Below are 350 nucleotides of genomic sequence, written 5' to 3'. Positions count from 1 at the left end.
CTGCGCCGCGGCGAGGATTTCCCGGCTGAGCACGGCGTCGAAGAGAGCCTCCTTGTCCCCGAAATGGACATAAAGCATCGGCTTGCTGATGCCTGCAGCCGCCGCGATCCGGTCAATTCGTGCCCCCGCCAGCCCGTTCTCGGCAAATTCCCCCAGCGCAGCATCCAGCAGCATTTGCTGGGTCTCGGCGGGACGTCTCTTGGCCATGGGCCGTTACTCCTCAACAACATTTCACCCGAGCGCCCATCATCGCTTGACACGGGTGCCATCAACTTACAAACTAGTTGGTAAGTAAATCACAGGAGTGCATTTATGTCCAGACATTGGTTCCTCACCGGCGCATCCAGCGG

The 350-nt window shown here is 59.1% G+C and carries 1 protein-coding gene; it reads right to left on the bottom strand.

The genetic code is table 11. The features are described from left to right. Positions 1-207 (bottom strand): TetR/AcrR family transcriptional regulator (locus BST14_RS28445; RefSeq protein WP_142279709.1); only part of this gene is annotated, 207 nt, incomplete at its 3' end. Positions 208-350: the final 143 nt, after the last annotated feature.

The organism is Mycobacterium arosiense ATCC BAA-1401 = DSM 45069, assembly GCF_002086125.1.
Taxonomy (GTDB): domain Bacteria; phylum Actinomycetota; class Actinomycetes; order Mycobacteriales; family Mycobacteriaceae; genus Mycobacterium; species Mycobacterium arosiense.
This window is presented reverse-complemented; position numbering and strand designations above follow the sequence as displayed.